Source organism: Mesorhizobium sp. B2-4-2, from assembly GCF_006442845.1.
Classification (GTDB): Bacteria; Pseudomonadota; Alphaproteobacteria; order Rhizobiales; family Rhizobiaceae; genus Mesorhizobium.
In genome coordinates, this window is sequence record NZ_VFVM01000003.1 from 338,025 (window position 1) to 363,349 (window position 25,325).

The window sequence follows — 25,325 nt, forward strand, 5'->3', positions numbered from 1 at the left end:
AAATTGAGATCCGCGCACTGTCGCGGCGACCCCTGCCGGCCCTTTGGGCCGCCCTCCCTCAAGGGAGAGGGACCATTTCTAGAACGCTTCCGCCGGCAGTGCCATCAACGTATCGGCGCCACTGGAGATGCGGGCGAGACGCGTCGCGGTTTCCGGCATGATCCGCTCCATGAAGAAGCGCGCCGTCACCAGCTTGTTGTCGTAGAAGGACGACGCGCCGTTGGCGCCCGCCTTGCCTTGGGCGGCCCTGGCCATCCGCGCCCACATATAGCCGAGCGCCACGAGGCCGAAGAGATGCATGTAGTCGGTGGAGGCGGCGCCGGCATTGTCGGGCTTGGCCATGCCGTTCTGCAGCAGCCACATGGTCGCCGTCTGAAGATCGTTGAGGCTCTTCTTCAATGCCTTGGTGAAGGGGGCCATCTTCTCGTCGGCGCGGTTCTCTTCACAGAACTCGCCGACTTCCTTGAAGAACGCCTGCACCGCGCGGCCGCCGTTCAGACCCAGCTTGCGGCCGACGAGGTCGAGCGCCTGGATGCCGTTGGCGCCTTCATAGATCATGGCGATGCGGGCATCGCGCACGAACTGGCTCATGCCGTGCTCTTCGATGTAGCCATGGCCGCCGAACACCTGCTGCGCCATCACGGCGTGATCGAAGCCCTTGTCGGTGAGCACGCCCTTCACCACCGGCGTCATCAGCCCTGTGTAGTCGTCGGCCGCCTGGCGGTCCTTGTCGTCGGCGGAGCGATGGGCGATGTCCGACTTGATCGCCGTCCACAGCGCCAGCGCGCGGCCGGCCTCGTTGAAGGCTCTCATGGTCATCAGGCTGCGGCGGATGTCGGGATGGACGATGATAGGATCGGCCTTCTTGTCCGGCGCCTTCGGCCCCGACAGCGAGCGGCCCTGCAAGCGGTCCTTGGCGTAGGCGACGGCGTTCTGGTAGGCAATCTCGGACAGCGAAAGCCCCTGCAGGCCGACGCCGAGCCGCGCCTCGTTCATCATCGTGAACATCGCCTTGAGACCGCCATTGGCCTCGCCCAGCAGCGTGCCTTGCGCCTCGTCATAATTCATGACGCAGGTCGAATTGCCGTGGATGCCCATCTTTTCCTCGATCGAACCGCAGGAGACGGTGTTCCTCTCATCGGGATTGCCAGAAGCATCGAGCTTGAGCTTCGGCACGATGAACAGCGAGATGCCCTTCACCCCTTCGGGCGCCCCCTCGATGCGGGCCAGCACCAAATGGACGATGTTGTCCGCCATGTCGTGCTCGCCGGCCGAGATGAATATCTTCTGGCCCGAGATCTTGTAAGTGCCGTCGCCATTCGGCACGGCCTTGGTGCGCAGCAGGCCCAGATCGGTACCGCAATGCGGCTCGGTCAGGTTCATGGTGCCGGTCCAGGCGCCCTCGACCATCTTCGGCAGCCATTTGGCTTTCTGCTCGTCGGTGCCATGGGTGATGATCGCCGCGATCGCGCCCTGCGTCAGGCCCGGATACATCATCAGCGACATATTGGCCGACACCATATACTCGGCCACGGCGGTATGCACGGCATAGGGCAGGCCCTGGCCGCCGAACTCGACGGGCGCCGCCAGCCCCATCCAGCCGCCTTCGCGATACTGATCGAAGGCTTCCTTGAAGCCCTTCGGCGTCGTCACCGAGCCATCGTCATGGCGCACACAGCCTTCCATGTCGCCGACACGGTTGAGCGGATGCATTACATTTTCCGCGAGCTTGGCGCCCTCGGCGAGGATCGCCTCCAGCACGTCGGGCGTTGCATCGGAAAAGCCGGGGAGATTGGAATAGCGCTGGTAGCCCAGCACCTCGTTGAGCACGAACAGTGTATCCTGCACCGGCGCCCTGTAGATCGGCATGCTCTTCTCCACCCTGCGGACCTGATCCGAAACCCCCGAATTCATGTCAGGCGGCATGCGGACCCGTGTTCAGCGGGAGATAACAAAAATTGACGTTTGCGTAAACGTCAATTCAGCCGATGCGACAAAATTTCTCCTGCACCGCAGCAAACCGCACGCGATGCAGTACATGTGTTGGAACCCTCAATGACAAAAGCCGCGTGGCGCTCGCCACACGGCTTTTTTCGATCATGGATGTTGCGCCGCAAGGCGGCGGCCCAAATCAGCCGGCGACGCTCGCCTGCGGCGCCGAGCGCTCGACCAGCATCTGCCGGACGGCAGCCATGGAGGTGCTCAACTCGCTGATGGCGTCATCGATGAGCGTGCGCTGCTTCTGGAGGCGGGCAAGCTGCTTCTCCGACTTGTCCAATGCCAGCCGCAACTGCTTGGTGTTGGAGCCGGTGGGATCATAGAGATCCATCATCTGCTTGACGTCGCGCAACGAGAACCCGACCTTGCGGCCGAGCAGGATCAGTTTCAGCCGAACCCTGTCGCGGCGCGTGTAGAGGCGGGTTGAACCGTCGCGCTGCGGGTTGAGCAGGCCCTTGTCTTCGTAGAAACGCAGCGTGCGCAGCGTCACGCCGTATTTCTTGGCCATTTCGCCGATGCGGACGAGGTCCTCGCCGGAGTCAACGGATATAGTGTTGGTATTGGCCGCGGTCTCGCCGGCCGAGATAAGCTTCATGGTCACTGGCTTTCCCCGTCTGTGGCGTCGCGGTCCCGGACCAAGCGATGCCTGACTGAAAGCGGGGGCGTGCTTCCAGCCGTGGTTTCGACAAACAAATCGCAAACAGCACGCTTGATGCGCCTTTTACGTTTACGTCAATTCTATACCGATAGCCCTCTCATGACGCAAGGGCGTTGTGCGGGCGGCGCTTTATGCCGCAGCGGCCGGTTCACCGCGAACTTCGTCGCAACTTCTTAAGCTTGGTTAACGCGTTGTTTACCACGTTGGGCGAATTGTGCGCATGTCGGCTACCCGTGTTTATCCTGTATCGAATTTTTCACGGTTTTTCGGAGCGCGGGTGAACCCCGGGAAGCTTGTCTTCCACCGTGGTGCGGCCGCCTTCGTTCCGGCGAGGATTTGGGGAGCTGGTCGCAAACCGGCCAATCTGAAAGACGGACGCACCGATGAACAGCAAGCGGTCCTACCTCGATACACTCAACGCCGGCAGGCAGCGCAGGCCTCAGACCACGCTCGAGCAGTTGAACCGCTCGCTGGAGACGCTGGAACAGCGCCTGGAGAGGACGCGCGAGGACACGATGGCACGTCCCGATCCCCGCCACTATGGCGCCGAACCGCGCTATCCCGCAGCACAGCCTTCGGCTCAGCCGCGCTGGTACCAGGATCCGCAGCCCGCGCCGCATCCGCAGGCTCCGATGCCGGCGCCGGCCGTCGGCCAGAACTACCAGAACCTTGCCCGCGATATCGACCGCATCCGCGGCCAGGAAGACAGCGTTGCCATGGTCGGCAAGATCGCCGGCGAGCTGCGCGGCATGCGCGAGGAATTGCGCCACCAGATGACTGCCGGGCTGCAGAGCGAATTCGAGGCGCTGCGCAAGGACATCGACCGCGCACTGCTGGCAAACGCCAAGTCAGGCGCTTCGGGCAAGGGCAGCGCCGAACTCGGCCTCGAATTCGAGCGGCTTTCCGGCGCCATCAAGACGCTGTCGGAAAAAAGCGACGACAGAAGCGTCAACATGCTGCGGCTCGAACTCGAACAGGTCAAAGCCGCGCTCGACACGCTGGCGCGCGAGGAGAGCGTGCAGAAGGTCGACCGCCGCTGGGACGATTTCGACCGTCGCTGGACAGCCTTCGAGGACCGCGTCGACGCCGACCAGCGCAACCGCTCACCGGACCCCGCCATTTCGGGCCTGACCGATCGGCTGGAGCAGATCAGCAACGCCGTCAACAACCTGCCGGAATCGCTATCCCTGCGCTCGCTGGAGGAAAAGGTCCGCACGCTGGCCAGCGCCGTGGATCATTTCGCCAGCCAGCAGGACAATCGCGGCGGCAGCACGCTGGCCATGATCGATGAGCGGCTGGACGAGATCTCCCGCGCCATCGTCGCCTCAACCGTCGCGGCACAGGCCAATTCGCTCGACCATGAAGCCTTCGAGCGCATCGAGAAACGGATCGATTCGCTCGCCCGGCAGATCGAGGAAGTGGCGCAGGACCACCCCGGCAACGCCGTCGTCGACCGGCTGAACACGCTGTCGAGCCGGGTCGACGAACTCGCCGGCCGCGCCGCCCTGCCCGAGCAGGCAATGGAACGGCTGGCCAAGCAGATCGCGCTCATCGCCGACAAGATCGACCAGGCGCCGGCCATGCCAGACGCCGACTATATCTTCCACGGGCTGGAGCAACGCTTCGACGTGCTGTCGTCGATGATGGAACGGCGCCAGGGCGACGCCATCGAACAGGGCAACATGCTGTTCCGCGATCTTGAGCGCCGACTGGACGAGGTTGCCGACCGGCTCGACCGGCGCATGCCGCAAGTCGACGGCGCCGGCATCATGGAAGCCATCGATGCCCGCTTCACGGCGCTCGCCAAGCGCATGGAAACACGCATTCCCGACCCCGCCGGCGAAGCCGCGATCCGTGGCCTGGAAAGCCGGCTCGAAGACATTTCGAGCCGCCTGGACTCGTCCGCCGCGCAAGTCGCCGTCATCGATCCGGCGCTGATCCGCAGCCTGGAGGCGCAAGTCGCCAGCCTGTCCGCCCACCTGTCCAGGCCCAGCGCACCGCTGCCGGAGTTCGAGGACATCAGCCCACGCCTCAATGAAATCGAGAAGGCGCTGGCGGGAACGCGCGACTCCATCCTTGGCGCGGCGCGCGAGGCGGCCGAGAACGCGGTGCGCTCGCTGGCCGGCTCGGGCGCCGACACGTCGGCGGTTTCCGGCCTTGCCCAGGACCTGAAGACGCTCGAGACGCTGACACGCCGTTCCGACGAGCGTAACTCGAGAACGTTCGAGGCCATCCACGACACGCTGCTCAAGATCGTCGACAGGCTGGGTTCGCTGGAACCAGGCGAACCGTCCGAGGCGATGAGCGAGTTCCTGGACGCACGCCCGGATGAAGCGATCGGCAAGCGCCGTGGGCGAGCCGGCAAGATGGCCGTGGACGCTCCGTCGATGGATATCGACGAGCCCATGCCGCTGACAGGGGACATGGCCGATCTCGACGGCCGCGCCGCCGCGATCATGCGCAGCCAGCCCGCTTCGCCACGCGGGCCGGGTGCGCGCTCGCCCGCGGAGGCGGCGGCCGCCGCCGCCATGGCCGCGCTTGGTTCCGATCCGATCACCGGGAAGGGCGAGCCGGCAAGCCGCCGCAAATCGATGTTGGGCGGCCTGGCGCGCGCCTTCAAGGGCAAGAAGGAAGCAGACGTTCCGCCGCTGGCGGGCTCGATGCCGGGTCCGGAAATCCCGAGCGTCGACCTCGACGAGCCGCTCGACCCGAAAATGGCCAATCGGCCACTGGAGCCCGGCTCCGGCGCGCCCGACCTCAACGCCATCATGAAGCGCGTGCGCGACGAGCGCGGGCAACCGGCAAAGCTCAGCGACAGCGATGCCGCAAAATCGGACTTCATCGCGGCTGCCCGCCGCGCGGCGCAGGCCGCCGCCGCCGAGGCCGACGCCTTGAAGCGCCAGTCGACGATGAAGGGACCGGTGAAGGCGCTCAGGATCGGCGACCTGCTCAAGGCGCGGCGCAAGCCGATTCTGATGGCGGCCGCTGCGATCATGCTGGCGCTTGCCGGCCTGCAGCTTGGCAAGGCGTTCCTCGCCGATCCCGCCCAGGTGGCAAGCAATGATGCGCCGGCCGTTGCCTCGCAACCGCTGGAAACCGCATTCGTCGACGCTGCGAGCCCGCCCAGGCCGAAAACCCAGTTGGCGGCAGCGAACAGCGAACCGGCCCGTGAGGTCAGGCAGGCCGAGCCCTCCGCTCCGGCGGTCAAGGACGACATGGTGGCGCAGACCGCGCTCGCCATGCCGTCGGACGGCGATGGGCCGACGAACGCTGGCCCGACGGCGGAGCGGGCTCCGACGGCGATGGCTCCCGTCATGCCTGCCGGCGCGGGTGCGGCAGGCTCCGACGCGATGGCTTCGGCAGAACCCATTTCCGCCGGTCCCGTCGCAGCGGCTCCTTCTTCTCCGGCACCTTCCGCTGCTGCCGGCGGAACGCAAACGACGGACAGCGGTGTCCAACCGACAGTGGCTGCACCGGCCATGGCCAATGACAGCACCGGCGCCGTCGTGCCCGCCGGCGCTCCCGCGGCCCCGGCCAAATTCGACATTCCCGCCGATGCAGGCCCGGTCGCCCTGCGCGACGCCGCAGCCACCGGCGATGCCAAGGCGCTGTTCGAGATCGGCTCGCGCTATTCCGAGGCGCGCGGCGTCAAGGAAGACATGGCGGCCGCGGCCAAATGGTATGAAAAGTCCGCGGAACTCGGCTTCGCTCCGGCCGAGTATCGCATCGGCAATTTCTACGAGAAGGGCATCGGCGTCCCGCGCGACATCAAGAAGTCGAAGACCTGGTACCAGCTCGCCGCCGAGCAGGGCAACGCCAGCGCAATGCACAATCTGGCAGTGCTGTTCGCCATGGCCGCGGACGGCGTGACCGACAATGAATCGGCCGCGCACTGGTTCCAGGAGGCCGCCGATCTCGGCGTGAAGGACAGCCAGTTCAATCTCGGCATCCTCGCCGCCAAGGGCGTCGGCATGAAGCAGAACCTGGAGGAGTCCTACAAATGGTTCGCGCTCGTCGCCAAGACCGGCGACAAGGACGCTGCCGCCAAGCGCGACGAGATCGCCAACGCGCTGCGTCCCGAGCAACTCGAGCGCGCCCGCGCCGCCACCGAACTGTGGAAGGCCAAGCCGCTCGATCAGGCCGCCAATTCGGCCGACATTCCCGAATCCTGGCAAGATGGCACACCGCAGACCACGGCCAGCATCGATATGAAGAAGGCGGTCAAGAACATCCAGCTCATCCTCAACAAGAACGGCTACGACGCCGGCGGCGCCGACGGCGTGATGGGCGCGAAGACCAAGAACGCGATCGTCGCGTTCCAGACCGACAACAAGCTGCCTGCGACCGGTGCGGTCGACGAAAAGCTGGTCAAGGCGTTGCTGGCGCGCAAATAGCGGCAGGAGCGTCGTATCCGCGACGCCCCTGCCACACATTTGCCTGTTAACTGCTTGAGATGTTTTTTGTTTCGGCGCGGCGGCGGGGTTTGACCCCGCCGCCGCTTCGGCGCAAGGAAAAATTGGCTTTTCGGTGCGATACTATCCGCAACGGCGGTATTCGCCGACTGGCAAACTGATCGAGACCGACGGGTGGGCATCTATCTCCCGATTGCGGAAATTTCCGTCAACGTTTTCGTGCTGCTGGCCATGGGCGCTGCGGTGGGCTTTCTGTCGGGCATGTTCGGCGTCGGCGGCGGTTTTCTCATCACGCCGCTCCTGATCTTCTACAACATCCCACCGGCAATCGCGGTGGCGACCGGCGCCAACCAGGTCATCGCCTCATCCTTCTCCGGCGCGCTGTCGCATATGAAGCGCGGCACGCTCGACTTCAAGCTCGGCGGGGTGCTGCTTGCCGGCGGCATCGTCGGCTCCACCGGCGGCATCTATGTCTTCGCTTTCCTGCGCAGGCTGGGACAGCTCGACCTGTTCATCTCGCTGCTCTACGTCGTGCTTCTGGGCACCGTCGGCGGGCTGATGCTGGTCGAAAGCATCAACGCGCTGCGCGCCACGCGCAGCGGCGCGGCACCGGTGCTGAAGAAATCCGGCCAGCACAACTGGATCCACCGCCTGCCGCTGAAGATGCGGTTCAGGGCCTCGAAGCTGTTCGTCAGCGTCATCCCCGTGCTTGGGCTGGGCGCGGCCATCGGCTTCCTGTCGTCTATCATGGGTGTCGGCGGCGGCTTCATCATGGTGCCGGCTCTGATCTATCTCCTGAAAGTGCCGACCAACGTCGTCATCGGCACCTCGCTGTTCCAGATCATCTTTACCTCGGCCTACACCACTCTGGTCCACGCCACCACCAACCAGACGGTCGACGTGATGCTGGCCTTTCTTTTGATGGCCGGTGGTGTCGCCGGCGCGCAATATGGCGCCAAGGCCGGCCAGCGGCTGCGCGGCGAGCAGTTGAGAGCGCTGCTGGCGATGCTGGTGCTGGCGGTGGCGATAAGGCTTGCCATCGACCTCTTCGTCACACCGCCCAATCTTTATTCGCTGTCCGGCGCGGGCTTCAACTGATGAATGGCCTGAAAGCGCTCGCAACCGCCGCTCTTCTGTCATTGATCGCCGCCGCACCCGCGAAGGCGCAGACGCCGCCGACCGAAAGCATCCAGATCGGCCTTTCCACCGACAAAGTCTCGATCACCGCCGGCTTTTCCGGTGCCGACCTGACCATTTTCGGCTCGCTGGAAAATCCCGATCCGCTGGTGGCGCGCCAAGGCCGCTACGACATCATCGTCGTGCTCGAAGGTCCACCCAAGCCGGTGGTGGTGCGCCGCAAGGACCGGGTGCTCGGCGTCTGGGTCAACCTGGAATCCGAGACCTTCGAAAACGTGCCGGTGTCCTATTCGGTGGCGACGACGCGGCCGTTGCAGGACATCACCGAGCCGAACAGCTACAGGCAATTGTCGCTCGGCGCCTCCAATCTCTACATGCAGCCGGCCGATGCCGGCGACAGCCCGGCCACGATCGAGGAATTCACCGCGGCGTTGCGCGAACGCAAGGCCGCAACCGGCCTCTACAGCGAGAATGTCGGCGGCGTGCAGTTCCTGTCACAGAACCTGTTCCGCGCCACGGTGCGGCTGGCGCCGAACGTTCCGGTCGGCACCCACAAGGCGCGCGCGTTCCTGTTCAAGAGCGGCCTGTTCATCAAGGAGAGCTCGGCCCAGCTCGAAATCCGCAAATCCGGTTTCGAACAGTCGATCTTCCGTGTCGCCCACGACTATTCCTTCCTCTACGGCGTCTTCGCCATATCGCTGGCCATGGTGACGGGCTGGCTCGGAAGGTTGATCTTCCGCAAGGACTAAAGCGGCTACAAAGGGGGTTCCCCTTTCCTGGATCATGCTATAGACCGCCACCTCCCGGCCCGCCGGGCAACACGCACAATTCAATTCGGCAGAGCGGTCCGATCACCCCGGACGACAGAGAGCGCACGCTTCACAGACGGCGCCGAACCGCTGCCTTAGCAGAGATGACAGGAGGCTGCGATGCGCCCAGCATTCGCCGGCATCGATTTTGGCACTTCCAACTCCACCGTGGGCGTGGTCAGGAGCGGCCAGCCGCACCTCGTCGCGCTGGAAGGCGGCGAGGTCACGCTGCCAAGCGCCGTGTTCTTCAACTTCGAGGACAACCGTACCTGTTTCGGCCGCCACGCCATCGCCAATTACACCGACAGCGTCGAAGGTCGGCTGATGCGCTCGCTGAAGAGCGTGCTCGGCAGCGCGCTCGCGCAGGAAAAGACGCGCATCAAGGCGCGATCGATCGGCTTCATGGAGATCGTCGGCCTGTTCCTCGGCCATCTGCGAAAAAGACTGGAGGAGGATGCCGGCGGCGCCGTCGAGAGCGTGGTGCTCGGCCGGCCGGTGCAGTTCGTCGACGACGACGCCGAGGCCGATGCCAGGGCACAAAGCGAGCTCGAAGGAGCCGCCCGCGCCCAGGGCTTCAAGCATATCGCCTTCCAGTTCGAACCGATCGCGGCGGCCCTCGACTACGAGCAGAAGGTGACGCGCGAGGAACTGGCGCTGATCATCGACATGGGTGGCGGCACGTCGGACTTCTCGATCGTAAGGGTCTCGCCGCAGCGTGCCCGCTCGCTTGACCGCAAGGACGATATCCTGGCCAGCCGCGGCATCCATATCGGCGGCACCGACTTCGACCGATTGCTCAGCATCGCGCATGTGATGCCGGAACTCGGCTACCTCAGCCCGACCAAGGACGGCAAGCGCAACCTGCCGGCCAGCTACTTCATCGATCTTGCCACATGGCAACGCATCAACCTGGTCTACACGGCCAAGGCGATGATGCATCTGCGCCAGATCCGCTACGAGGCCGAGCGCGCCGATCTCGTCGACCGCTTCATCCATATCGTCGAGCACCGGTACGGGCACGCGCTGGCTGCTCTTGTCGAAAGGGCCAAGATCGAGCTGACCGACAAGGTCTCGGCCGATGTCGAGGTGAGGCTGCCGGAAGTCCAGTTCGCCGCCGAGATCACCCGAAAGGCGCTGGACGCCACGATCGCCAGGGACATCGAGCGAGTTGCCGCCACGGTCGGCCAGACCATCGGCGACGCCGGGGTCAAGTCGTCCGACATCACCGCCGTGTTCCTGACCGGAGGATCCACCGCGATCCCGCTGGCGAGACAAAAAATCCTGTCGCTGGTGCCTCAGGCTTCGGTCATCGAGGGCGATATGTTCGGCTCGGTCGGACTTGGCCTTTCGCTGGACGCGCAGCGCAAGTTCGGCTGATATCCGGACAATTCACGAACGCGCGGACGCCTTCTCGTCGGCCCCCAAATGCGCCTTGAGCGCCATCTGGGCCAAGCTTGCCTGGCGGTCGCGATGTGTAATCATGGCGAAGTCGCGTTTCGGCAGTTCGAGCGGCACGGACCGCAGGCTGCCTTCGGCGACGGCGCGTCCGACGACGAGCTCCGAAATGATGGTGGCGCCGGCACCGGCCTCGACCGCCTGGCGAACCGCCTCGTTGCTCGGCAGCACCAGAAATATCTGCAGGTCGTCAAGCGAAATCCCTTCGCGGCGCGCCAGATCCTCCAGCACCTCCCGCGTGCCGGAACCGCCCTCGCGGATGATCCAGCGCAGCCCTTTTATGTCGGGGCGGCCCGGCGCGATTTCGGCGATCTCGGGATGAGAACCGGCAACCACCAGCATCAACCGGTCGATATCGACCTTGGCGCGGCGCAATATGTCGGACTCGGTGCGCCCCTCGACCAGGCCGAGATCGGCGGTTCCATCCAGCACGCTGGCTTCGACCTGCCTGGTGTTGCCTATGCTGACGCTCAGCCTGACCGCAGGATAGGCTTCGTGGAAGGACGCCAGCCGGCGCGGCAGCCAATAGCTGGCGATCGTCAGGCTGGCGGCGATGGAGAGGCTGCCGGCAACCGTCTGCGAGACATGTTCCAGCACATTGCGTGCGGCGGCGGCTCGTTCCAGTACGGCCTTGGCTTCTGGCAGGAACCGGTGACCGGTCTGGGCAAGCTCGATGTTGCGGCCGACGCGGTTGAACAGATGGACGCCATGCTGCTCCTCAAGCGCGCGGATGGCGGCCGACGCGGCCGATTGGGAGATGCCCAGCAGCTCCGCCGCCTTGGTCATGTGGCCGCGTTCGGCGACGGCGACAAATATCCGCAACTGGTCAAGTGTCATAAGGCATTAAGAACCAATATCGATCGAATTTACAAGAACAACTGATTAGACGAGTTGATAGCTTTATTCTAAGTTTTCAATCGAAGTTAGAAAAAATTCGCTACCGATTGACAGAGAATGAAATGATCGGGCGGTTCAAGTCCCTGTTCGCGCACTGGACCCGCGGCCTGCGGCGGCGGCTGGCCGGCGATCGCTATCATCCGGAAGAGCATTACATGCGCGGTCCCGGGCCGAAAACCAGGGCCAAAGCCGCGAACCGCAGAAGCGCTCGGGGATCATGACCCAAGGATCTCTGCGCGGCGCGAATTCCGCCCCGTCCCAACGCCCGCTCGCCGACACGAACGCACCCGACGAGAACGATGGCGTCGACACCTCGCCCGCCGTCTCCGACCGCATCGCCAAGACCACATGCTATATGTGCGCCTGCCGCTGCGGCATCGACGTGCACATCAAGGACGGCAAGGTCCGCTACATCAACGGCAACAAGGATCATCCGGTCAATCGCGGCGTGATCTGCGGTAAGGGCAGCTCCGGCATCATGCAGCATTACAGCCCTGCCCGGCTGAAAAAGCCGCTGCTGCGCACCGGCTCGCGCGGCTCGGGAGAATTCCGCGAGATCGAGTGGGAGGAGGCCTTTTCGATCGCGACCGAGCGGCTGTCGAACATCCGCCGCAGCGACCCGAAGAAACTCGCCTTCTTTACCGGCCGCGACCAGTCGCAGTCCCTGACCGGCTGGTGGGCAAGCCAGTTCGGCACGCCGAACTTCGCCGCGCATGGCGGCTTCTGTTCGGTGAACATGGCCGCAGGCGGGCTTTATACGATCGGCGGCTCGTTCTGGGAGTTCGGCGAGCCCGACTGGGACAACACGAAATATTTCATGCTTTTCGGCGTCGCCGAAGACCATGATTCCAACCCGATCAAGATCGGCCTCGGCAAGCTGAAGGCGCGCGGCGCCAAGGTGGTGTCGATCAACCCATGTCGCACTGGCTACAACGCCATCGCCGACGACTGGATCGGCATCCGGCCGGGCACCGACGGCCTGTTCGTGTTCGCCCTCATCCACGAGCTCTTGAAGGCAGGCCGCGTCGATCTCGACTATCTCCTGTGCTACACCAACGCCCATGTGCTCGTCATCCAGGATCCGGGTGCGGCCGATGACGGGCTGTTTGTCCGCGAAAGCGCCGGCAACCCGCTCGCCTGGGACAGGGTGGCGAAGGTGCCTGTCCGCGCCACCGACGCCAGCGCCAAACCGGCATTGACCGGCAGCTTCACCGTCGACGGTCGTCGCTGCGTTCCGGTGTTCCAGCTGATCGCCGATCGATACCTCAATGAGAGCTATTCGCCCGATGCGGTCGCGGAGCGCTGCGGCATTGCCGCCGATACGATCCGCAGGATCGCCGCCGAGCTCGCTCATGTCGCCTTTGAGCAGACGATCGAACTGCCGTTGGCGTGGACCGACTGGGCCGGCCGCCGCCACGAGACGATTAGGGGACGGCCTGTGTCGATGCACGCGATGCGCGGCATCTCAGCCCATTCCAACGGTTTTCATTCTTGCCGAGCCATTCATCTTCTGCAGGTGCTGCTCGGTACGGTGGACGTCCCGGGCGGCTTCCGCTTCAAACCGCCTTATCCGCGTTGCGCGCCGCCAGGACCGAAGCCTGCCGGCAAGAACGTCCGGCCGATGACGCCACTGGACGGCATTCCGCTCGGCTTCGTCCGCGGGCCTGACGACCTTCTGGTCGATGAGGCAGGGGTGCCGATCCGCATAGACAAGGCCTATTCCTGGGAGGCGCCGCTCGCTGCGCACGGCTTGATGCACACCGCCATCCGTAACGCCTGGGCCGGCGATCCATACAAGATCGACACACTGATGATGTACATGTCGAACATGGCCTGGAATTCCTCGATGAACACCGTCGAGACGATTCGTATGCTGACCGACCGCGACGAGGCGGGCAATTACAAGATCCCTTTCATCATCTATTCCGACGCCTATTATTCCGAGACCGTGCCGTTCGCTGACCTCGTGCTGCCCGACACAACCTATCTCGAACGGCACGACTGCATCAGCCTGCTCGACCGGCCGATCAGCCATGCCGACGGACCGGGCGATGCTATACGCCATCCCGTGGTCGAGCCGGACCGGGACGTGCGCCCGTTCCAATCGGTGCTGATCGAGCTCGGCGCGCGCCTCGGCCTGCCGGGTTTCGTCAGAGAAGACGGGGCGGCCAAATATGCCGACTATGCCGACTACATCGTCAATCACGAGCGCACGCCCGGTATCGGCCCGCTTGCCGGCTGGCGCGGCAAGGACGGCAATTCGACCGGCAAGGGCGAGCCAAACCCGGACCAGTTGCAGCGCTACATCGACAATGGCGGCTTCTGGCACCGCGATTTCGCTGAGGACCAGCGCTACTACAAGATGGCCAACCGGTCCTATCTCGATTTCGCGGTGCAGATGGGCTTCATCCCGAAGGCCGAACCAGTCGTCTTCCAGCTCTATTCCGAACCCTTGCAGCGCTTTCGTCTTGCCGCGCGCGGCCATGGTCGGGCCGTGCCGCCCGAGAGCGAACGCCAGCGCATCGAGACCTACATGGACCCGCTACCCTTCTGGTACGTGCCGTTCGAGGAAGCGGCCGTCGACCAGCAGAAATATCCGTTGCATGCGCTGACGCAGCGGCCGATGCACATGTACCATTCCTGGGGTTCGCAGAATGCGTGGCTGAGGCAGATTACCAGCCAAAACCGGCTGTTCGTGCATGAGAGGACCGCCGCAGGTCTCGGCCTTGCCGACGACGACTGGGTGTGGATCGAAAGCATCAATGGCAAGGTCAAGGGACAGATCAAGCTGGTCGAGGGCGTGAACGAAAGCACGGTCTGGACCTGGAACGCCATCGGCAAAAGGCGCGGCAGCTGGGGGCTGAAGGACGATGCCGCCGAGAGCAATCGCGGCTTCCTGCTCAACCACATCATCGGCGACCAGACCGCGGCAGACACCAACGGCAGGCGGTATTCGAATTCCGATCCGGTGACCGGCCAGGCGGCATGGTTCGATCTCAAGGTGCGCATCGTCAAATGCGCGGCGGAGGAAGCCGGTTTCACCGAGCCGCAATTCGAGCGTTTCCACCAGCCGCCGCAATTCCAGCCATCGCCGGACACACTTCGCTTTGGCGCCGAATTCCGCATGAACAGGGAAGCCGCCAAATGACCTGCGTCCCCGCCCACATGGGCAAAAAACTAGGCCTGGTCATAGACCTCGACACCTGCGTCGGTTGTCAGGCCTGCGTCACCGCCTGCAAGGAATGGAACACCGGCGGCCACATGGCGCCGCTGACCGACATCGACCCCTATGGCGGCCATGTCGACGGCGTCTGGTTCAATCGCGTGCACAGCTACGAGCACACCACCGCGATGGGCGGCCGCACGGTGAACTTCCCGCGCTCGTGCCTGCATTGCGAGACGCCGGCCTGCGTCACTGTGTGTCCGACCGGCGCCTCCTACAAACGAGCCTCGGACGGCATCGTGCTGGTCGATGAGGACAAGTGCATCGGCTGCAAGCTATGCAGTTGGGCCTGCCCCTATGGCGCGCGCGAATTCGACACCGATGTCGGCGTGATGAAGAAATGCACGCTCTGCGTCGACCGCATCTACAATGACAATCTGGCCGAGGAGGACCGCGTGCCGGCCTGCGTCGCGGCCTGTCCGACCAGCGCACGGCATTTCGGCGATCTCGGCGACCCCGCCTCGGCGGTGTCGCAACTGGTTGAGGAGCGTGGCGGTGTCGACCTGATGCCGGAACTCGGTTATCGCCCGACCAACAAATACCTGCCGCCGCGCGCGCATACCGAACGCGCCGCAAAGATTTCTGCGCCAACCCTGGAGCCGGTGAGGGCCGAGGGTGGTTTCCCCGGCTGGGTCGACCGCATGCTCTCGAACTGACCACTATGCATCCAGCCTTCTCCGTCGTCTTCTTCACCACCGCCACCGGCGCCGGCTACGGCCTGCTGGCGCTGCTCGGCGTGCTGGCGCCACTTGGCGTCATCGCACCCGATTTCTGGCTGGGCTTCATCGGCATGGGACTGGCGCTCGGGCTGATCACCGCCGGCCTGTTGTCCTCGACCGGACATCTCGGCCGCCCCGAACGCGCTTGGCGTGCGTTCTCGCAATGGCGCAGTTCCTGGCTGTCGCGCGAAGGCGTCGCCTCGGTCGCCACCTTCGTCCCGGCCGGACTGTTCGGCATTGGCTGGGTCATTCTTGGCCGCACCGATGGCTGGGTCGCCGCCGCCGGACTTCTGGCAACGATTGGCGCCGTCATCACCGTCTGCATGACCGGCATGATCTATGCCTCGCTGAAACCCATCGCTCAGTGGCACAGCCCTTACACCTTGCCCGGCTATCTCATTTTCTCGGCTATGAGCGGCAGTGTGCTTCTGGCCGCGCTATGCCAAGGCTTTGCCGTCGGTTCCAAAATGCTTCTGGCAGCCTGCGTACTGCTGACCCTGCTCGGTTGGGCCTGGAAGCTTGCGACCTGGCGGTACAACGACCAATTGGAAATCCCCACCAACGCCAACACCGCAACCGGGCTTGCCGGGGGGACGGTTAGATCGCTGGAATGGCCGCATACCGAGGAAAATTATTTGCTCAAGGAAATGGGTTTTCGCATCGCGCGCAAGCACAGCGCAAAGCTGCGGCGGATCACCCAGCTCCTGGGTTTCGCGCTGCCCGCCTTGCTGCTGATTACGGCCTTCGCCTTGCCGTCACCTTTCGCGGCGCTCGCATCGGTGTTCGCCGCGGTCGCACAGTTTGTCGGCATGCTGGTCGAACGTTGGCTGTTCTTCGCCGAAGCGAAGCACACGGTCACTCTCTACTACGGGAAATAGCGGCTTCAGCCGGGTCGCAGCATCGAGCCTGAAATCGCAAAGATGCGGTCCGTGCCGAGCATATAGGCCATCAGCGATTCCAGGCGGAACAGGCCGGCATAGGCGCGGTCGAGCACGTTGAGTGAGCCGGTATAGGCGCCGAAGGCGGGCATGATCATGCGGCCGCCATCGCCGGCGAAGCAGCGCCGCCGCACTGAACGGCCCTGCTGGACGATGCGGGCGCAGGGATGGAGATGGCCCGATATCTCGCCCTCGACGCGCAGCTTCGACGGCTCGTGCCGGAACAGCAACGAGCCGATGGCGAGTTCGCGCACCGTATCGCCCGGCAGGTCGGCCGGCGCCTCCGGGTCATGGTTGCCGGCCACCCAGAACCAGTCGCGGCCCGCCATCAGCGCCTCCAGCCGTTCGCGGAAACTTCGATGCATGCGCTCGGCGCCGCCGCCATCATGGAAGGAATCGCCCAGGCTGATGACGATTGCCGGCTGGTAGTCCGAGATGACGGCCTGCAATCGCAGCAAGGTCGCGCCGGTGTCATAGGGCGGGAGCAGCATGCCGCGCCTTGCCAGCGATGAGCCTTTTTCCAGATGCAGATCGGAAACGGCCAGAAGCTTCAGCTCGGGAAAGTAGAGCACGCCGCGCGGATCGCAGACCGCACGTTCGCCGGCGATGCCGACCAGATCGGCGTCGGCGATCAACGATGCGCGCGCCAGCGAAAAATTCATTCCTCAGCCATCTCCGGCCCCATGGCTTCCTCAACCAGCGTGGCCGCATCCATCAGCAGCGTTTCATCGGCTTCGCCGTGCACCGGCATCTTGCCGATCTCGAGCATGATCGGCACGGCGAGCGGCGATATCTGTTCGAGGTTCTTATGCATGATTCGACCTTGAATGCGCGAGAGCATGTCCGCAAGTCTGCTGACATCGAGCAGGCCCGCCGCCGCGTCCGCGCGCGTCGCCTGGAGCAATATGTGATCCGGCTCATGGCTGCGCAGGACGTCATAAATAAGGTCTGTCGAGACAGTCACCTGACGGCCACTCTTCTCCTTGCCGGGATGACGCTTTTCGATCAGCCCTGAAATCAGCGCGCAATTGCGAAAAGTGCGCTTGAGAAGCCAGCTGTCTGCCAGCCAGGCCTCAAGATCGTCGCCAAGCATGTCCTCATCGAAAAGCGCGCCGAGCGAGGGTTTTCCGGCTTTGAACATCGCCCCCATGTCGCCCAGCGACCAAATGGCCAAGGCATAGTCGGTGGCGACGAAGCCAAGCGGCCTGGCGCCCGTCCTGTCCAGACGGCGGGTAAGCAGCATGCCGAGCGTCTGGTGGGCCAGCCTGCCCTCGAAGGGGTAGGCGACCAGATAGTGGCGGTTGCCGCGCGGAAAGGTCTCGATCAGCAGGTCATCGCGTTTGGGCAGCACCGATTTGTCGGCCTGGAAGCGCAGCCAGTCGGCCACCTGCTCGGGCAGTTTCTTCCACCGCCGCGGATCGTCCAGCATGGCGCGGACCTGTTCGGCGAGATAGGTCGAAAGCGGGAACTTGCCGCCGCCATAGTAAGGCACCTTCGCATCGCTGCCGGGCGCGTTCGAGACGAAGCACTCATTCTCGCGAATGCCTTCGAAGCGAAGAACTTTGCCGGCGAACATGAAGGTGTCGCCATGCGTCAGCGTCTCGAGGAAAGCCTCCTCGATCTTGCCTAAAACCCTGCCGCCGCGCGACACGGAACCCTTGCTGCCGGCCTGGACATAACGCACGTTGAGCGCCGGCACCTCGATGATAGTGCCGACGTTCAGCCTGTATTGCTGGGCCACGCGCGGATTGGATACCCGCCACAATCCCTCCTTGTTGAGGCGGATGCGGGCGTATCGCTCGTAGCTCTTCAAGGCATAGCCACCCGTGGCGACGAAATCGACGACGCGGTCGAATGTCGGCCGATCGAGGCCGGCATAGGGGGCCGCCGACCGCACCTCCTCGTAAAGATCATCCGCGCGGAACGGTGCGCCGCAGGCGCAGCCAAGGACATGTTGCGCCAGCACGTCGAGCCCGCCATCGACCAGTGGAGGCGTATCCTGCGCGCCGAGATAGTTGGCGTCCAGCGCTGCCCGGCATTCGAGCACCTCGAAGCGGTTGGCCGGGATGAGGATGGCTTTGGACGGTTCGTCCATGCGGTGGTTGGCGCGGCCGATGCGCTGTGCCAGCCGGCTCGCTCCTTTCGGTGCGCCGACATGCACGACAAGGTCGACGTCGCCCCAGTCGATGCCGAGGTCGAGCGTAGAGGTGGCGACGATGGCGCGCAGCGCATTGTCGCCCATCGCCTTCTCGACCCGCCGCCGCTGCGCGACATCGAGCGATCCGTGATGCAGCGCGATCGGCAAGGTATCTTCGTTGACGCGCCACAATTCCTGGAACAGCAACTCCGCCTGGCTGCGCGTATTGACGAACAGCAGGGTAGTCTTATGGCGCTTGATCTCGCGGTAGATCTCCGGCGTCGCGTAGCGCGCCGAATGCCCCGCCCACGGTACGCGCTCTTCCGAGTCAAGGATGGATATTTCGGGCTTTGCGCCGCCGGTAACGACGATCAGTTCGGCCATTTCGGGACTTGCCGTATTTTTGGGCGGATTCTGGCCGACCAGCCAGCGGCGCAATTCGTCCGGTTCGGCCACAGTGGCGGACAGTCCAATGGTCTGAAGCTCGGGCATGAACTGGCGCAGGCGCGCCAGACCAAGCGCCAGGAGATGACCCCGCTTCGAAATCACCAGCGAATGCAACTCGTCGAGCACGACATAGCGCAGGTCTTCGAAGAAACGCCTGGCATCGGGTGCCGCGATCAGCAGCGCAAGCTGCTCGGGCGTGGTGAGCAGGATGTCGGGCGGCACCAGCTTCTGCCGCTGGCGCTTGTGCGCCGGCGTGTCGCCGGTGCGGGTCTCGATGGTGAGGGAGAGCCCGATCTCCTCCACCGGTTTGCCAAGGTTGCGCTCGATGTCGACAGCCAGCGCCTTCAGCGGCGAGATGTAGAGTGTGTGGATGCCGCGATGGGCCTGACCCGGTTTTCGCCTGGCCCTGACGGCCAGTTCGGTCAGCGAAGGCAGGAACCCGGCCAGCGTCTTGCCGGCGCCGGTCGGTGCGATCAGCAGTACCGACTGCCCTGCCTGAGCCCTCGCCAGCAATTCGATCTGGTGCGCGCGCGGCGCCCAGCCCTTCTCGCCAAACCATCTGAGGAATGGGTCGGGCAGAATGACGGCGGCATTCTGGTCGGCAAGGCGCGGCTTCTCTGTCACGCGTCAGAGTTAGCGCGACGGCGCGCTAACGCCAAGAACAATCGGAACAAAAGGTGATCGAGCAGTTTTTCTCTCCCTGGGAGAAGGGAGGATTGGCGCTAGGGCCGCCGGAACCCCGTCGGCCCGCCGTAGAGATAGCCGATGCGGGCGACGGCTTCCTTCAGGCCTTCGCGCGACACCAACATGGTGTGGCCGTTGGCGTGGATCATGGTCTCGGCATCGGTCATGATGGCGACATGGCCTTTCCAGAAAACGAGATCGCCGCGGCGCAGGCCGGAATAATCGGGGCCTGGATCGAGCGGCTCGCCGATGCTCTGCGCCTGCATGTCGGAATCGCGCAGGACATCGGCGCCGGCCATGCGCATCGCCAGTTGCACGAGGCCGGAGCAATCGATGCCGAAGCCGGAGACACCACCCCAGAGATATGGCGTGCCGAGAAACATCTCGGCCACCGAAACATAGTCGGCGGCCACATTACTGAGCGGCCGCAGGTGACCCGCTATGATTGCCTCACCGGAGGGCAGGACGGCATAGTGGGTGCCGCGCGTTTCGGCGGACCCGGTCACCGTGACGGTGGACCCCATCGACAGCTGTCCCGCGATCGGAAGGCGCAGATCCGGGCCGGGATAGAGGAAAGTTCGGGGCACGGAGACGATATGGGTGAGCGCATGATCCCGCCCGCCCAACATGGCGTCGGCGACATAGCCGACATAACCGTCCCGTTCGGCCTGGATCCAGGCCCAGCCCTCTCTGTCCTCGAAAACGAGCACGTCATCGCCGAATAGCGCTTGCGTGTTGACACCAGCGTCTGGACGCGGAGCCTTGCGGATATCGGCAACCGGGATCGAAATCCGCGCCGGCCGGCCGGCGACAAAGCGGTCGGCAGCGACCTCTCCTTTCAATCTCGCATCGGCAAGATCGGGCCGAAAGGCGTGGAGGCGGGCATCCCTGGCGGTCAAATCAGTTCATCCATTGAAGCGGCTGGTCGTCAGATGGGCAGCTCTTGTGCCTTGGCGATGATACCATCGCCGAAGCGCTCGACAAAGAGGGCGCCCTCGACCGTGCGCTTGATCAGCACGTTGCGCTTGTCGAGCTCGTCACGATGGCGCGACACCAGTTTGAGCGCGCCCATCGTGTCGAGCGCCCTGGTGATGACCGGCTTGGTGACGTTGAGACGGGCCGCCAGCCCGCGCACCGTGTGCGGCGGCGGATCGAGATAGATGGTGAACAGGATAGCCGTCTGGCGCATGGTGAGGTCGGGCGCGTCGTCGCGCACCTGCGACAGCATCACTTGCTGCCACAATCGCAAGGCCTGGCTCGGGCGCATCGAAATCGACATCGCACGAGAATGACGGCAAATTGTTTCGGTTCCGTTTCAGTTTCAGCAATCTGCCGGCCCTGAAAGTCGCCGCCACATCAGCCAAAACGCTTCGAGATGACGTGCTCCAGTGCCCGGATGCCTTGCGCCTCGCCGCCGGCAGGTCCGTGCGGACGATCGGCGGGGTTCCAGGCGAAGATGTCGAAATGCGCCCAGCTTGCCGTCTTCTCGACAAAACGCTTGAGGAACAGCGCCGCGGTGATCGAACCGGCGAACCCATCGGTGGTGACGTTGTTGATGTCGGCGATCTTCGACGACAGCTTCGCATCATAGGGCCGCCACAGCGGCATGCGCCACAGCGGATCCTCGACCGCCAGCGAGGCGGCCGCCAGGTCCGAGGCCAGCGCCTCGTCGCCGGTGTAGAAGGGCGGCAGGTCCGGACCGAGCGCGACACGGGCAGCCCCGGTCAGTGTCGCCATGTCGACAAGCAACTGCGGCTCCTCCTCGTCGGCCAGCGCCAGCGCGTCGCCCAGAACCAGTCTCCCCTCGGCGTCGGTGTTGCCGATCTCGACTGACATGCCCTTACGGCTCGCCAACACGTCGCCAGGCCTGAAGGCGTTGCCGGCGATCGAATTCTCGACGGCCGGGATCAGCACGCGCAGCCGCACGTTCAATCCGGAGGCCATGATCATCGAGGCCAGACCCAGCACATTGGCGGCGCCCCCCATGTCCTTCTTCATCAACAGCATGCCGGACGACGGCTTGATGTCGAGGCCGCCGGTATCGAAACAGACGCCCTTGCCGACCAGCGTCACTTTCGGCGCGCTCCTTGGCCCCCAGCCCATGTCGATAAGGCGCGGTGCACCGGACGAAGCGCGGCCGACGGCATGGATCATCGGGAAATTCTGCTTGATGAGGTCGTCGCCCTTGATCACCGACACTTCGGCCTTGTGAATTTCGGCCAGGGCTCGAACCGCCTTCTCCAGCTCGTCCGGCCCCATGTCGCTGGTCGGCGTGTTGACAAGATCGCGCGTCAGGAAGACGCCTTCGACGATGCGGCGAACGCGTTTTGCCTCTACGCCGGCCGGCAATTCGAAGCGCAGCGCCTTGCCCGGTTTCTTGCCATAGCGGGTAAAGACATAGCCGCCGAGGGCCAGCGCGATCGCCGCCAGCTCCGGCTCGGCCGGCGCGGAGGCGAAATGCCAGTCGCCCTCCGCCAGGCTTTTCGCCAGCGCGCCGACGGCCAGCGCGCCCTCGCCGTCGCCAATGCCGAACAAGGCACCGCCGAGCGCGCCGTTTTCCGCAGGCACGATGAGCGTCCTGCCCGCTTCGCCGGAGAAGCCGTTGGCCCTGGCCCACGCCACGGCTGATGACGTCAGACCGGCCGTCTCCAGACCGTCCTTAGCCACCAGATGGACAGGAAGCGGGTTGTTCAGCTTGTTCTCGACCAGTTCCACTGACATTCGATGTTCTCCTGCCGACGTCCGTCGATTCGGCGCTTCTTAACTGTCCGTTAGGGTTAACAGAATATTTCTTCGAGAGGGAAGATGGTCACGCAATGGCCACGCGCACGAATGGAGGCCCAGGGTGCCGATGTCGACGAACCGCACGATGAACGCCAGCGGAAAGCGGCTCATCACCACGGCCTTCATGCTCGCGCTGGCCGCAGGCGTTGCCGGCTGCGGAACCGACAAGATCAGCACAGGCTCGATCGGACGCACCAGCGGCAAGCCGCTGGAGACGATGTCGGCGGGAGAATTGCACAATGCGACGGCAGCGCTTGGCCAGTCCTATTCCAGGAATCCCAACGATAAGCGGATAGCGACCAACTTCGCCGCGGCGCTGCAGATGGATGGCGATGCCGACCAGTCGCTTGCCGTGATGCGCAAGCTGGCGATCGCCTATCCCAAGGATCGCGACGTGCTTGCCGCCTACGGCAAGGCGCTGGCCGCCAACGGCCAGTTCGAGGCGGCGCTTGATGCCGTGCGCCGGGCGCAGACGCCGGAATATCCCGACTGGAGGCTGGTGTCGGCGGAAGCGGCCATTCTCGACCAACTCGGCCAGAAGGACGACGCGCGCCAGCTCTACCGCAAGGCGCTGGAGCTCAAGCCGAACGAACCTTCGGTGCTTTCCAACCTTGGCATGTCCTATGTGCTGGGAGGCGACCTGCGCACCGCCGAAACCTATATGCGCTCGGCCGCACAGCAGCCGAATGCCGACAGCCGCGTGCGCCAGAACCTGGCGCTGGTCGTCGGCCTGCAGGGCCGCTTCGACGAAGCCGAGAAGATCGCCTCGCAGGAGCTGTCACCCGAACAGGCGCAGGCCAATGTCGCTTATCTCAGGCAGATGCTGGCTCAGCAAAATGCCTGGAGCCAGCTCAAGGACCAGGACAAGGCGAAAGCCGCAACCAACTGAGCGGCACGCGGCCACCGAACCCTGCATAAGAGAACCGCGCTGCGTCAGCCGCGCGGTTTTTCTTTGGATCGGTCAGATTCACCTACTGGCTGCTGGTTTCGTGCGCCTGGCCGAAGATGCCGCGCTGGCTGACCTGGATGCCGGCAGGGCCGAGGATGATGGCGAAAAGCACCGGCAGGAAAAACAGGATCATCGGCACGGTGAGCTTGGGCGGCAAGGCGGCGGCCTTCTTCTCGGCAGCGTTCATGCGTTGGTCCCGGCTTTCACCCGCGAGCACGCGCAACGCATGCGCCACAGGCGTGCCGTAACGCTCGGCCTGGACGAGTGCCTGCGACACCGACTTGACGGATTCCAGGCCGGTGCGGCTGGCGAGATTCTCATAGGCCTGCTTGCGCTCCTGCAGATAAGAGAGCTCGGCGTTCGTCAGGATGAATTCTTCCGCAAGGGCCACCGATTGGGCGCCGATCTCGTCGGCGACCTTGCGCAACGCCGCTTCCACCGACATGCCAGACTCGACGCAGATCAGCATCAGGTCAAGCGCGTCCGGCCATGCCATCTGGATCGATTGCTTGCGCTTGGTGGCGCGGTTGTTGACATAGACGACCGGTGCGTAGAAGCCGCCATAGGCAACGAGGACGCAGACGAACAGCCGGATGAACAGTGGCTGCTGCGGCAGTCCTCCGAGCACGAATATGTAGATAACGCCCAGTGCGAAGCCGACAAACGGAAGCACGAGGCGGAAGAAGAGGAACCGCGTCAGCGGGTTCTGCCCACGAAAGCCGGCAACCTTGAGCTTCTGCAAAGTACCCTCGTCGGCGAGGGCGCGCCGCAGGTCGAGCCTGTCGACGATGTTGCGCATGCCGATCGACTGTTCTTCGCGCAGGCCCTTGCGGCGGCGATCCGCCTCGCTTGCAAGCCGCGCGCGCTGCTTGGCGCGCAATTCGTCGCGTTCCAGCGCGACTGACTTCATGCGCGCCTTGAGCTGGTTTCCGCCAAATGCCGGCAGCAAGGTGAAGACCGTCGCGAACACGGCAATGCCGACCAGCAGCGCGATCAGGAGGCCGGGATCCGTCAGTGATTTGACGACTTGTTCGGTCATGCCGCGGCCCTAGACTTCGAAGTTCATCATCTTGCGCATCACGAAGATGCCGATCGACATCCAGACGGCCGAAACCCCCAGGATCAGGTTACCGATGCTCGTGGTGAACAGCGGCATCAGGTAGTTGGGGCTGGAGAGATAGACGAGAAACGCGACGATGAAAGGCAGCGCGCCGATGATGGCGGCGGACGCCTTGGCTTCCATCGACAGCGCCTGGACCTTGGCCTTCATCTTCTTGCGGTCGCGAAGCACGCGCGAAAGATTGCCCAGCGCCTCGGAGAGATTGCCGCCGGCCTGCGACTGGATCTGAATGACGATGCCGAAAAAGCTCGCCTCGGTGCATGGCATGGTTTCGGGCATGCGCAAGGTGGCATCCGGGATCGACAGGCCCATCTGCTGCGAATCGACGATGCGGCGAAACTCGGCCTTGACGGGCTCGGGAGATTCATTGGCGATCAGGCGCACCGCATCGTTCAGCGGCAGGCCGGATTTGACCGCGCGCACGATGATGTCGAGCGCGTTGGGAAATTCGTTGAGGAATGCCTTGACCCGCCGCGCGCGGCGAAATGAGACGAACCAGCGCGGCAGGCCGAGCGCACCGGCCAGCAGCACGCCAGGCAAAACAAAAAGCGGCGCCCCCACCACAAAGGCGATGATCGTCAGGGCTAGGCCGCAAATGGCGGAATAGATGTAGAAGCGTTCGATGGAAACCTTCAGGCCGGCTTGGCGCAGTTGGGCTTTCAGCGGCGGTTTCTTGACCGCGCTGTCCTTGGATTTCTGCTTCTCGTCGAGTTCCTTCAAGGAATCCTGGACCGACTTGCGTCTTTTGGCCGCCTCCGCCACGCGATCGCGCGAGGCCTTGACGACGGAGCGATCCGTCTCCGCGGTCTTGATCGTTTCCAGCCGCTTGCCGGCCTGCTTTTCGTTGCTGATCCGGGTGAACAGGAATGCATAGGCGACCGCGCCGGCGCTGAAGCCGGCGAGCACGACAAACGCCAATACGGTGCCGTCAATTCCAAACATCGACCAGAACCCTTAC

At 64.2% G+C, this 25,325-nt stretch carries 18 protein-coding genes; 8 read left to right on the forward strand and 10 right to left on the reverse strand.

What is annotated here, in order from left to right; translation table 11 throughout:
• Positions 1 to 78: 78 nt before the first annotated feature.
• Both FJ942_RS08575 and FJ942_RS08580 read right to left on the reverse strand, forming a co-directional pair.
• Positions 79 to 1,869, reverse strand: coding sequence for an acyl-CoA dehydrogenase (locus FJ942_RS08575; protein ID WP_140557622.1), 1,791 nt, complete (start codon positions 1,867 to 1,869; stop codon positions 79 to 81).
• Between the two features lie 262 nt (positions 1,870 to 2,131).
• A complete protein-coding gene (locus FJ942_RS08580) occupies positions 2,132 to 2,593 on the reverse strand; it encodes a MerR family DNA-binding transcriptional regulator (RefSeq protein WP_140497287.1) in 462 nt (153 codons plus the stop codon).
• Positions 2,594 to 3,039: 446 nt separating this feature from the next.
• Here FJ942_RS08580 and FJ942_RS08585 point away from each other — a divergent pair, with 446 nt between their 5' ends.
• From FJ942_RS08585 to FJ942_RS08600, 4 genes are all read left to right on the forward strand, one after another.
• Positions 3,040 to 7,050: a peptidoglycan-binding protein gene (locus FJ942_RS08585; protein WP_140897485.1), complete on the forward strand. Its 4,011-nt coding sequence runs from the start codon at positions 3,040 to 3,042 to the stop codon at positions 7,048 to 7,050.
• Positions 7,051 to 7,242: 192 nt separating this feature from the next.
• On the forward strand, positions 7,243 to 8,166 hold the full coding sequence (locus FJ942_RS08590) for a sulfite exporter TauE/SafE family protein (RefSeq protein WP_140496679.1): 924 nt from the start codon (positions 7,243 to 7,245) through the stop codon (positions 8,164 to 8,166).
• The gene (locus FJ942_RS08595; protein ID WP_140496681.1) at positions 8,166 to 8,954 is read left to right on the forward strand and encodes a TIGR02186 family protein; all 789 of its coding nucleotides are present in this window, start codon (positions 8,166 to 8,168) and stop codon (positions 8,952 to 8,954) included. The genes FJ942_RS08590 and FJ942_RS08595 overlap by 1 nt, the downstream gene beginning before the upstream one ends.
• 180 nt (positions 8,955 to 9,134) lie before the next feature.
• Complete coding sequence (locus FJ942_RS08600) at positions 9,135 to 10,391, forward strand: Hsp70 family protein (protein WP_140897486.1); 1,257 nt, start codon at positions 9,135 to 9,137, stop codon at positions 10,389 to 10,391.
• 12 nt (positions 10,392 to 10,403) lie between these two features.
• Here FJ942_RS08600 and FJ942_RS08605 read toward each other — a convergent pair whose 3' ends face one another.
• Positions 10,404 to 11,306 (reverse strand): LysR family transcriptional regulator, encoded by a 903-nt coding sequence (locus FJ942_RS08605; RefSeq protein WP_140496685.1) that lies wholly within the window; start codon positions 11,304 to 11,306, stop codon positions 10,404 to 10,406.
• Positions 11,307 to 11,583: 277 nt separating this feature from the next.
• Here FJ942_RS08605 and FJ942_RS08610 point away from each other — a divergent pair, with 277 nt between their 5' ends.
• From FJ942_RS08610 to FJ942_RS08620, 3 genes are read left to right on the forward strand one after another with little or no spacing between them, the layout of a single operon-like run.
• The gene (locus FJ942_RS08610) at positions 11,584 to 14,514 is read left to right on the forward strand and encodes a molybdopterin oxidoreductase family protein (RefSeq protein WP_140897487.1); all 2,931 of its coding nucleotides are present in this window, start codon (positions 11,584 to 11,586) and stop codon (positions 14,512 to 14,514) included.
• On the forward strand, positions 14,511 to 15,245 hold the full coding sequence (locus tag FJ942_RS08615; RefSeq protein ID WP_140897488.1) for a 4Fe-4S dicluster domain-containing protein: 735 nt from the start codon (positions 14,511 to 14,513) through the stop codon (positions 15,243 to 15,245). The genes FJ942_RS08610 and FJ942_RS08615 overlap by 4 nt, the downstream gene beginning before the upstream one ends.
• 5 nt (positions 15,246 to 15,250) lie before the next feature.
• Positions 15,251 to 16,186: a DmsC/YnfH family molybdoenzyme membrane anchor subunit gene (locus FJ942_RS08620; protein WP_140513222.1), complete on the forward strand. Its 936-nt coding sequence runs from the start codon at positions 15,251 to 15,253 to the stop codon at positions 16,184 to 16,186.
• 5 nt (positions 16,187 to 16,191) lie between these two features.
• On the opposite strand, the gene pdeM is transcribed toward FJ942_RS08620, so the two are convergent.
• The 5 genes from pdeM to FJ942_RS08645 all read right to left on the reverse strand — a co-directional run bounded on the left by pdeM (position 16,192) and on the right by FJ942_RS08645 (position 22,235).
• On the reverse strand, positions 16,192 to 16,908 hold the full coding sequence (pdeM, locus tag FJ942_RS08625) for a ligase-associated DNA damage response endonuclease PdeM (protein ID WP_140496693.1): 717 nt from the start codon (positions 16,906 to 16,908) through the stop codon (positions 16,192 to 16,194).
• The gene (locus FJ942_RS08630; protein ID WP_140897489.1) at positions 16,905 to 19,454 is read right to left on the reverse strand and encodes a ligase-associated DNA damage response DEXH box helicase; all 2,550 of its coding nucleotides are present in this window, start codon (positions 19,452 to 19,454) and stop codon (positions 16,905 to 16,907) included. Before FJ942_RS08630 ends, pdeM begins: the two co-directional genes overlap by 4 nt.
• A gap of 98 nt (positions 19,455 to 19,552) precedes the next feature.
• Positions 19,553 to 20,413: an NlpC/P60 family protein gene (locus tag FJ942_RS08635; protein ID WP_140496697.1), complete on the reverse strand. Its 861-nt coding sequence runs from the start codon at positions 20,411 to 20,413 to the stop codon at positions 19,553 to 19,555.
• 29 nt (positions 20,414 to 20,442) lie between these two features.
• Positions 20,443 to 20,793, reverse strand: a complete 351-nt coding sequence (locus FJ942_RS08640; protein ID WP_140513216.1) for a MarR family winged helix-turn-helix transcriptional regulator — start codon at positions 20,791 to 20,793, stop codon at positions 20,443 to 20,445.
• 77 nt (positions 20,794 to 20,870) lie between these two features.
• The gene (locus tag FJ942_RS08645) at positions 20,871 to 22,235 is read right to left on the reverse strand and encodes a leucyl aminopeptidase family protein (protein ID WP_140629770.1); all 1,365 of its coding nucleotides are present in this window, start codon (positions 22,233 to 22,235) and stop codon (positions 20,871 to 20,873) included.
• 130 nt (positions 22,236 to 22,365) lie between these two features.
• On the opposite strand from FJ942_RS08645, the gene FJ942_RS08650 reads away from it, so the two are divergent.
• On the forward strand, positions 22,366 to 23,187 hold the full coding sequence (locus FJ942_RS08650; RefSeq protein WP_140496703.1) for a tetratricopeptide repeat protein: 822 nt from the start codon (positions 22,366 to 22,368) through the stop codon (positions 23,185 to 23,187).
• Positions 23,188 to 23,269: 82 nt separating this feature from the next.
• Here FJ942_RS08650 and FJ942_RS08655 read toward each other — a convergent pair whose 3' ends face one another.
• Positions 23,270 to 24,286: a type II secretion system F family protein gene (locus FJ942_RS08655; protein WP_140496706.1), complete on the reverse strand. Its 1,017-nt coding sequence runs from the start codon at positions 24,284 to 24,286 to the stop codon at positions 23,270 to 23,272.
• Between the two features lie 9 nt (positions 24,287 to 24,295).
• On the reverse strand, positions 24,296 to 25,309 hold the full coding sequence (locus FJ942_RS08660; RefSeq protein ID WP_140496708.1) for a type II secretion system F family protein: 1,014 nt from the start codon (positions 25,307 to 25,309) through the stop codon (positions 24,296 to 24,298).
• Positions 25,310 to 25,325: the final 16 nt, after the last annotated feature.

Coding starts and splice junctions, on each gene's coding strand:
- FJ942_RS08575 (WP_140557622.1), bottom strand. CDS start 1,869: ATGCCGATCTACAGGGCGCCGGTGCAGGATACACTGTTCGTGCTCAAC.
- FJ942_RS08580 (WP_140497287.1), bottom strand. CDS start 2,593: ATGAAGCTTATCTCGGCCGGCGAGACCGCGGCCAATACCAACACTATA.
- FJ942_RS08585 (WP_140897485.1), top strand. CDS start 3,040: ATGAACAGCAAGCGGTCCTACCTCGATACACTCAACGCCGGCAGGCAG.
- FJ942_RS08595 (WP_140496681.1), top strand. CDS start 8,166: ATGAATGGCCTGAAAGCGCTCGCAACCGCCGCTCTTCTGTCATTGATC.
- FJ942_RS08600 (WP_140897486.1), top strand. CDS start 9,135: ATGCGCCCAGCATTCGCCGGCATCGATTTTGGCACTTCCAACTCCACC.
- FJ942_RS08605 (WP_140496685.1), bottom strand. CDS start 11,306: ATGACACTTGACCAGTTGCGGATATTTGTCGCCGTCGCCGAACGCGGC.
- FJ942_RS08610 (WP_140897487.1), top strand. CDS start 11,584: ATGACCCAAGGATCTCTGCGCGGCGCGAATTCCGCCCCGTCCCAACGC.
- FJ942_RS08615 (WP_140897488.1), top strand. CDS start 14,511: ATGACCTGCGTCCCCGCCCACATGGGCAAAAAACTAGGCCTGGTCATA.
- FJ942_RS08620 (WP_140513222.1), top strand. CDS start 15,251: ATGCATCCAGCCTTCTCCGTCGTCTTCTTCACCACCGCCACCGGCGCC.
- pdeM (WP_140496693.1), bottom strand. CDS start 16,908: ATGAATTTTTCGCTGGCGCGCGCATCGTTGATCGCCGACGCCGATCTG.
- FJ942_RS08640 (WP_140513216.1), bottom strand. CDS start 20,793: ATGTCGATTTCGATGCGCCCGAGCCAGGCCTTGCGATTGTGGCAGCAA.
- FJ942_RS08645 (WP_140629770.1), bottom strand. CDS start 22,235: ATGTCAGTGGAACTGGTCGAGAACAAGCTGAACAACCCGCTTCCTGTC.
- FJ942_RS08650 (WP_140496703.1), top strand. CDS start 22,366: ATGTCGACGAACCGCACGATGAACGCCAGCGGAAAGCGGCTCATCACC.
- FJ942_RS08655 (WP_140496706.1), bottom strand. CDS start 24,286: ATGACCGAACAAGTCGTCAAATCACTGACGGATCCCGGCCTCCTGATC.
- FJ942_RS08660 (WP_140496708.1), bottom strand. CDS start 25,309: ATGTTTGGAATTGACGGCACCGTATTGGCGTTTGTCGTGCTCGCCGGC.